Below are 9445 nucleotides of genomic sequence, written 5' to 3' on the forward strand. Positions count from 1 at the left end.
AGTTAATATTTCTCCTGTTAATAACATTGCATTACTACCACCAAGTCATCTGTTACTAAGAATAAGTGGCAACCCTAGTGCAAAAGCTTTTATTAGTTCATTTGATGACCTTAAATATACAGTAAAAAATTATCTTCAAACCGCAGGATTTAATTTTAATCAATTCGAGAATATATTAGATTTTGGCTGTGGGGTAGGACGTTATTTAATGGCGTTTGAACCTGAACTTTTGCCAAATCAAAAATTATTTGGTTGCGACGTTTTTGCCGAATGTGCTGAATGGTGTCAAGAAAATATTAAGTTTGCCACGGTCAAACATAACGATATTCAACCACCATTACCTTTTGAAAATAATCAGTTTGACTTAATTAATGCTATATCAGTATTTACTCATCTAAGTTTAGATTTACAACATCTTTGGGCGTGGGATATTTATCGAGTTTTGCGCCCTGGTGGAATATTATTTATGACTCTTCACGGACCTCAATTTTTCCCGATAATTTATGATATTTTTCGTAGTGGAAATGCTCATCAAGCAGAAATGTATAGTATTGGTGAAGAGGGATTATTTTTATATCTTGACCATGAAGGAGAAACAGACGGTCAAGGTCAACATACTATTGCAGCAGTTCATACACCTGCAGCTTATCAGGAAATATTTTCTATGTTTAAACACATTAAAAGATTTCCTCAAAGTAATTTGGCAAATGGGCAAGACTTATATATTTTACAAAAGCCAATTTCTGGAAGTTTAGTTGCTCAACCTCTCAGTATAAAGTCAAAATTCAAAAGTCAAAATTCAAAAGTTAAGAATTTTGGCAAGAAGGAGGAAGTTGCAAATGTCAAGGAAGAAATGATAGGAAATATCAACTCAAAAGTCAGAAGTAAGAAGTTAGAAGTTAAGAATTTTGGCAAAAAAGAAGAAGTTGGAAATGTAAAAGAAGAAATAATAGGAAAAAAGATAGAAGTAGAAAAAATACTTATATCTGATAATGGAGAAAGTGAAAATTTGTCTGATAGTCAAATAAAGAATCTACTAACAACAGAAGTTGAGGAACTACTTGTATCTGATAATGAAGAAACTGACAATTTATCAGAGAAAATATTGTCTGAGACTCAGAGAAATATCAACTCAGAAGTCGGAAGTCAGAAGTTAGAAGTTAAGAATTTTGGCAAGAATGAAGATGTTGGAAATGTCAAAGAAGAAATAATAGGAAAAAAGATAGAAGTAGAAAAAATTCCTATATCTGATAAGAAAGAAGGTGAAAATTTGTCGGAGAAAATATTGTCTGAGGCTCAAAGCAACAAGCAAGTAATAACAGAACTAGAAAAATTACCTTTGCCTGATCGTGAAAAAACTGGAAATTTACCAGAGAATATTTTCTCTGATAGGTATCAGCATCAGACTGAGATGAAATTTCAAATAGAAGGTCAAAAACGATTTCGAGTTTATCCACAAATTGAACCTATAGGTACTTATTCTATTGCCTGTGAAATTGAAATTATTAAGAGCAAAAATGGAGAAACTATCGTACAACAAAATCTTCCCTTAAACAATAAAAATATATTTGGCAAAACTAACTATGCAGTGATAGAAATAGAAATTCCTGAATATTCAGGAGAAGTAATTGTCAGATTAAAAATTTTAATTACTGACAGAATTGCTTTACCACCAGAACAGGAAGTATTAGTATCTTGGAATTTTGCAAATTTTGCTTGAAAAAACACTCAGAGGTCAGCAAAAATTTTTTTTAAAGTTAGCTTTTGTCGAGCATTCCCGAAGAGAAAAGATATTTTAACCAAAGCTGATAAAAGCTGATAGCTAATTAACATTAAGGAGAAAAATTACATGAAACCAAAAGTTTTTATTATTACAGGGATGCACCGTTCGGGAACCTCATTAACCGCCTCCTTATTTCAAAGCGTAGGAGTAAATATTGGAGAAAAATTAGTCGGACCTGAATATGGAAATATTAGGGGACATTTTGAAGATCTTGAATTTGTAGAACTCCATAAAGGAATATTGCGATCGCAACATATAGACGACCTAGGTAGTAATTTAGAAATCAAAGAAATTCCAGTTAAAAAGCAATATTTAAAAGCAGCAAAAAGACTGATAAAAAATCGTCAAGAAGATAATGATAAAAAGAACAAAATCTGGGGATGGAAAGACCCCAGGACTACATTATTTTTAAACTTTTGGTTAGAGTTATTACCTGATGCTAAGTTTATTTTTGTTTATCGTTCTCCTTGGGAAGTAGTAGATTCTATTTATCGGCGAGGTACTGATGAAAAGTTATTAGAGCAACCAGAGTTAGCTGTGAGAATGTGGTTGGATTATAATCAGAGAATATTAGATTTTTATCAACAGTTTTCAGCACAATGTTTAATAGGTAAAGTTGACAGTATTGGCAAAAATCCTGAAACCTTTATTCAGGAAGTTAATGAAAAATTTGAAATAGATTTGGCAGTGCCTCCTACTGGAAATTTTGACGAGTCTTTATTAGTAAATGATATTAGTAAAACGACTAAACCTAGTCTCATAGAAAAATATTTTCCAGAAACATTAGAGGTTTATCAGCAATTAGAAAAAATTGGTATAGGTGAAGGAGTCAGAAGCTTTTTTAAAGTTAGAAGTGAAGAGTTGATAGTTGAAGATGAAAAAGTCAAAAGTAATGAGTCGGGAGTTGAAAGTGAAGAAGTTGGAAGTGAAAATTCGGAAGTCAAAAATGAAGAATTTAGAAGTGATGAGTCAGAAGTTGAAAGTAAATCAGAATTATGGGAATTTCGAGATTGGTTAAATAATCGAAGTTTAGAAAAACAAATTAATAGTTTAGAAACAGATGTAGAAAGATGGCAAGAAATATTTCGAGAAGCACAACAGAAAGTAGAGAATTTAGAAACAGAATTAGGTAAAACCCAGCAACAACTTGATAGTAGCTTGGTCAAGTTTCAAGAGTCTAGTAAAAAGTTAGAATTACTGGAAACAGAACTAGGAAAAACCCAAGTTCAACTCGACGGTAAAGCAAAAAATTTACAAGCATCTCAAACTAAAGTAGTTACGTTAGAAAGAAAATTAGGGCAAACTCAATCTCAACTAGAAAATAATCAAACAAAATTACAAGAGTCTCAAGAGAAAATTATTAGATTAGAAGTAGACTTCGGGCAAACTCAGGCACAACTTGATAACTCAAAAACTAGGTTTCAAGAAGCTTTAGCTAAAATATTGAGTTTAGAAACGGACTTAGGAAAAACTCAAGTTCAACTAGAAGGTACTCAGATTAAATTAACTGAATATCAGACAAAATTATTAGGAGTAGAAACAGACTTTGGGCAAACTAAAGTTGAATTTGAGAGGAATAAAATTAAGTTAGGAGAGTCTCAAGAAAAAATCGGAATATTAGAAACAGAGTTAGGTCAGACTCAACTACAACTTAATGGTAATATCCTGAAATTACAAGAGTCTCAGAATAAAATTCAACTTTTAGAAACGGAATTAGGAAAAACTCAAGGGTTATTAGATGCTACTCAGGTAAAATTATCAGAATCTCAAAACAAAATTCAACTGTTAGAANTAGGAAAAACTCAAGGGTTATTAGATGCTACTCAGGTAAAATTATCAGAATCTCAAAACAAAATTCAACTGTTAGAAACAGAATTAGGAGAAACTCAAACTACTCTCGAACAAACTCAAACTGAATTAAACGCCCAACACTATGAAACAGAAATACTTAGAGCAGAAATTTCTGCCATGAAATCTTCTAAGTTTTGGAAACTCCGAGAAAAGTGGTTTAGTTTGAAAGGGAAATTAAAAAAGAGACTGAGAAATTTACAACCGCGCTTCATTTTTTCTATCGACTCTCCTATTAATTGGAAATTTTCCAACTCCCAAATAGAAATAGTAGGTTGGTGTTTCCACGAAACTTTCAATATCCAAAATATTCGTGGCAGAGTAGGAAAAGAAATTTTTCTTGGTAACTATGGCATTCCACGACCAGATGTTGCAGAACAATATGAAGTTAAAAGTCAGAAGTCAGAAGTCAGAAGTTTTGATGAAGTTGGAAGTAATGAGTCAAATGATATTTCGACCTTAGAAAATTCTGGTTTCCAAATATCTGTACAACTTTCCCCAGGAAATTATCAATTAATTCTCGAAGCGGAGGATCAAAAAGGTAAGTGGCAGAAATTTGCAAGTTATCCTATATCAGTATCTACTGTCGAAGCAAATTTTGATGCTCCGACAAACTGGCAACAACGGGAGGGGATAATTTTATTTGCTGGTTGGTGTTGCCATCCACAACAGAAAATTAACAAATTAGTTCTGAAATGTGGGGAGATTTCTGTAGACTGCGCTTATGGTTTGCGTCGAAAAGATGTGAGAGAAGTTTTCCCAGACTGGGCGGAAAGTGAACATAGTGGATTTGAAGTAACCGTGGAAGTTCCGTCGGGAAAAAGGGAAGTTAGTTTAGAAGCATATTTAGAAAGTGGGGAAATAGTAGGTTTCCCTTGCCCAGAAATTTTAAAACTAAAACGTTATAGTTTTTGGGAAAAATCTCAGGATAAATTTCAAGAGTTATCTAAATTTGCCAAAGCTATTCAGAAACGGACTGCTGAAAGGAAACAAAGATTAGGTCGCATCTTACCTCTACCCTCAGAATTACCCAGTATTGCCAGACAAATATTAACAATATATAGACAGCAACAAAAACAAGAAGGAGAATTATTACCACCTCCTGGGTTTGTCCTCCCAGAAACCATAGATGTTTATGATGCTTGGTTAGCAGTAAATAAGTGGGGCGATCGCTCCCGCCAATATTTAATTTCCCGTTTGGAAAGTTGTCCGACTCCTTTGCCGAAAATTTCTGTGGTTATGCCAGTTTATGACCCTCCCATAGAATTTTTACGCAAGGGAATAGACAGTGTACAAAACCAAGTATACCAAAATTGGGAGTTTTGCATAGCCGACGACTGTAGTAGTAATCGAGGCATTCGAGAAATTTTGACAGAAATAGCTCAGACCGACTCTAGGATTAAACTTATATTCCGTTCGGAAAATGGAAATATTAGTGCTGCGACTAATTCTGCTGCGGAACTTGCCACGGGAGATTTTATTCTCTTTTTGGATAATGATGATGAACTTACTCCGGATGCTTTAGGAGAAGTTGCTCTATATATAAGTCAAAATCCAGAGACAGATTTTCTTTATTCGGACGACGATAAAATTAGTACGGAAGGCAAAAGATTCGACCCTCAATTTAAACCAGATTATTCTCCAGAGTTGTTACTTTCCTATATGTATATGGGTCATCTCTGTGTAGTTAGAAAGGAAATTTTTGACAAAGTTGGAGGTNTTCGGACGACGATAAAATTAGTACGGAAGGCAAAAGATTCGACCCTCAATTTAAACCAGATTATTCTCCAGAGTTGTTACTTTCCTATATGTATATGGGTCATCTCTGTGTAGTTAGAAAGGAAATTTTTGACAAAGTTGGAGGTTTAAGAATTGGTTTTGAAGGTTCTCAAGATTATGATTTTGCTTTAAGAGCAACGGAAATTTCTCGTCACGTTGGACATCTACCTTTAGTGTTATATCATTGGCGAACTTCTCCTGGTTCGACTGCTATTTCTGGAGGAGAAAAACCGAAAAGTTTTCTAGCAGGTGAAAAAGCTGTTCAAGAAAGTTTAATTCGTCGAGGTATAGCAGGAAAAGTTGCTCAACCAGATTGGGCAATACGAGAAAAGTTAGGAATTTTTAAACCAACTTTTCCCGACGAAGGTGACTCGGTGACAATTATTATTCCAACTAAAAATCAAGCTAAATTATTGAAAGCTTGTATAGAGTCTTTGCGCCAGACAACCTATCAGAATTATCAAGTTTTTGTGATTGATAATGAAAGTGATGATTCTGAAAGTTTAGAGTATTTGGCAAGTTTGAAAAATTTATTTTTGGGTGAGGCAAAAGTGTCGGTTTTGCCAATTGCTAATACTGACGGAAAGTTCAATTTTGCTGCGATAAATAATCGTGCTGTTGAGAAGGCAAAAACTGAATATATTCTCTTTCTAAATAATGACACGGAAGTTATTTCTTCTAACTGGTTAAGTCAAATGATGGGGTATGCAAAAATTCCTGGAGTCGGAGCAGTCGGAGCTAAATTAATTTATCCCGATAAAAGAATTCAACACGCAGGAGTAATTCATGGTTTACATCATGGTTTAGCAGGTCATGCTTTTAAATTATTACATAGTGAAAATAGAGGTTATCTTTCTCAAGCTTCAGTATCAAGAAATTATTCGGCAGTAACGGCAGCTTGTATGTTAACTCCTCGGCAATTATTTTTAGATAATGGTGGATTTGATGAGGAAAATTTTGCCGTTGCTTATAATGATGCTGACTATGGTTATCGACTTTTATTTCTGTCTTTTAATCGGAGTTTTTCTTTAGGTTACCGTTCAGTTTATTGTCCGGATGCTGAGTTAATTCATAAGGAAGGAACGAGTCGTGGTTATTCTGATAATCCTCAAGAAGAGGCAAATTATCGTCGGAAATATTCTCGGATGATAGATGAATTTTATAGTCCTCATTTTTCTCTAGAAAATGAGTTGTTTCAAATTCAACCGAGGAGATATTTTATCAAGGAAGAAGGAAGAAGTAAGAAGGAAGAAGGAAGAAGTTTTTCTGCAGTTGGAAAGAGGAAGTTGGAAGGAGGAAGTTGGAAGGAAGAAGTTGGAAGGAGGAAGCTAGATGCTTCTGATAAAGGAGTAAAAATAAATAGTCAGGCAAAAGTTGATAATTNTAGAAAATGAGTTGTTTCAAATTCAACCGAGGAGATATTTTATCAAGGAAGAAGGAAGAAGTAAGAAGGAAGAAGGAAGAAGTTTTTCTGCAGTTGGAAAGAGGAAGTTGGAAGGAGGAAGTTGGAAGGAAGAAGTTGGAAGGAGGAAGCTAGATGCTTCTGATAAAGGAGTAAAAATAAATAGTCAGGCAAAAGTTGATAATTCTGAAAAAGAGTCGGAATTAAATAGTCAGACTATAGAGGTAAATTTTCCTAATGAACCAGAATTAAATCCTCAAACCGTAGAGGCAAATTCTCTAAATAAATCAGAAATAAATGCCCAAGCAAAAGTCGATAACTCTCAGCAAGAATCAGAGAAAGATTCAGAATTAAATCCTCAAACCCTAGAGGCANAATAAATGCCCAAGCAAAAGTCGATAACTCTCAGCAAGAATCAGAGAAAGATTCAGAATTAAATCCTCAAACCCTAGAGGCAAATTCTCCTAATGAATCAGAAATAGATACTCAAGCAAAAGTCGATAATTCTGAGCAAGAGTCAAAATTAAATACTCATAACCTAGAGGAAAATTCTCAGGCAAAAGTCAATAATTATCATAAAAAAATAGAATTAAATACTCAGGTAAAAGTCGATAATTCTGAGCAAGAGTCAAAATTAAATACTTATAACCTAGAGGAAAATTCTCCTAATGAATCAGAAATAAATGCCCAAGCAAAAGTCGATAACTTTCAGCAAGAATCAGAGAAAGATTCAGAATTAAATACTCATAACCTAGAGGAAAATTCTCCTAATGAATCAGAAATAAATGCCCAAGCAAAAGTCGATAACTCTCAGCAAGAATCAGAGAAAGATTCAGAATTAAATCCTCAAACCCTAGAGGCANAATAAATGCCCAAGCAAAAGTCGATAACTCTCAGCAAGAATCAGAGAAAGATTCAGAATTAAATCCTCAAACCCTAGAGGCAAATTCTCTAAATGAATCAGAAATAGATACTCATGCAAAAGTTGATAATTCTGAGAAAGATTCAGAATTAAATACTCAGACCATAGAAATAAACACTCAGGCAAAAGTTGGTAATTCTCAGAACGAATCAGAAATAAATACTCAAGTAATTGACTCCCTGTTCCCTGTTCCCTGTTCCCTGTTCCCTACTAATCACAGAATTAAATTATTGATGTGTAGTAATTCTTTAGACCTAACTGGCGCTCCACTTCATCAATTAGAAATTGCCATAAAGTTAGCTAAAGATGGAATTGTCGAACCAATAATATTTTCTGTAAATGATGGGGAGTTGAGAGAAATCTATCAACAACAAAATATTCAAGTCATTGTTAAAGATAATCCCCTAGAACATATTTATCAAAGAGATCCTTATGACGCAGCTTTAAGCACCTTTGCTCAAGAAATAAAATCTCTAAATATTGATGTGATGTATATCAATACTTTGGAAAACTTTTTTATGGTAGATGTAGCTCAAATGTTAAACATTCCTAGTGTCTGGAATGTACATGAAAGTCAACCTTGGCAAACATATTTTAATCGTTTCGGAACAGAGATAGCTACCAGAGCATTAGAATGTTTCCGTTATCCTTATCGGATAATTTTTGTTTCTGATGCTACTCGAAATAAATACCTCCCTTTAAATAGTAATCACAATTTTACCGTCGTTCATAATGGATTAGATTTAGACTTATTAAAAAAAGCTAGTGGTAAATGGTCTAAACAAGAAGCAAGGTCAGCTTTAGAAGTAAAAAAAGATGAAATAGTTATTCTATTATTAGGTACTGTTTGTGAAAGGAAAGGTCAACAGGACTTAGTAAAAGCTTTATCATTTATCCCAGAAAAAGAAATAGAGAAAATAAAATGTTTTATAGTAGGCGACCGCCCAAATCTTTACAGCTTAAAGTTACACGAACTTGTCAAAAATTTACCAGAAGAAGTTCAGCAAAAAGTAGAAATAGTAGGAGAAACTCCTGACACAGCAAAATATTATCAAGCAGCAGATATATTTGTTTGTACTTCCCGCATCGAGAGTTTTCCCAGAGTAATATTAGAAGCAATGGCTTATAATTTACCAATAGTTACTACCCCAGTATTTGGCATAGTTGAACAAGTAAAACCAAATATTAACGGTTTGTTCTATACTCCAGAAAATCCAGAAGAATTAGCAAATGTTTTGATGTCTTTATTGATAGATGAAGAGTTACGTCAGAGATTTGCGAATAATGCTAAATATGTATTGGAGTCGTTAAATACTTTTGCAGAAATGACCGAAACTTATGGTCAAATTTTTCAAGAAGCATACTTTTCTTTAGATAAATTGGCACAAAAGGATGATGGCACGGCACACACGGATTTGGGCACGGATACACGGATTAATTAGTAGGTTTAATTTTGACTAATAATTTCTGACTTAATTTTAATTTTAACTCTTAATTTATGTCAAGCAGTTCAACATTTAAAAGAACAATAAGCACACACGGATTATCCCACGGCACACACGGATTATCCCACGGATACACGGATTGATTAGTAGGTTTAATTCTGAGTAATAGTTTCAAACTTGATTTCAATTTTGACTCTTAACTTATGTCAAAAAGTTAAACATTTGATAAGACTAATAAGTACACAGTAATTATGCCACGGATACAC

Annotated in this window: 4 protein-coding genes and 1 pseudogene; all 5 read left to right on the forward strand. The window is 33.8% G+C overall.

Features of this window, described 5'->3' with window-relative positions:
• The coding region (locus AFK68_RS23395) for a class I SAM-dependent methyltransferase (RefSeq protein WP_143438172.1) at positions 1–1720 on the forward strand (1720 nt) is incomplete at its 5' end.
• A 129-nt stretch (positions 1721–1849) separates the two neighbouring features.
• On the forward strand, positions 1850–3574 hold a 1725-nt coding region (locus AFK68_RS42380), incomplete at its 3' end, for a sulfotransferase (protein ID WP_246844372.1).
• A gap of 1296 nt (positions 3575–4870) precedes the next feature.
• On the forward strand, positions 4871–5350 hold a 480-nt coding region (locus AFK68_RS42385; RefSeq protein WP_246844374.1), incomplete at its 3' end, for a glycosyltransferase.
• A gap of 1 nt (position 5351) precedes the next feature.
• Positions 5352–6645: pseudogene (locus AFK68_RS42390) on the forward strand (glycosyltransferase); the annotation flags it as partial.
• Positions 6646–7967: 1322 nt separating this feature from the next.
• Complete coding sequence (locus AFK68_RS23410) at positions 7968–9176, forward strand: glycosyltransferase family 4 protein (RefSeq protein WP_371357520.1); 1209 nt, start codon at positions 7968–7970, stop codon at positions 9174–9176.
• The last annotated feature ends 269 nt before the right edge of the window (positions 9177–9445 follow it).

The sequence above is a fragment of the Hydrocoleum sp. CS-953 genome (genome assembly GCF_002260545.1).
Lineage (GTDB): Bacteria > Cyanobacteriota > Cyanobacteriia > Cyanobacteriales > Microcoleaceae > Trichodesmium.

What these genes read in the sequence shown, in the direction of transcription:
- AFK68_RS23410 (WP_371357520.1), top strand. Translation starts at nt 7,968, where the DNA reads ATGTGTAGTAATTCTTTAGACCTAACTGGCGCTCCACTTCATCAATTA.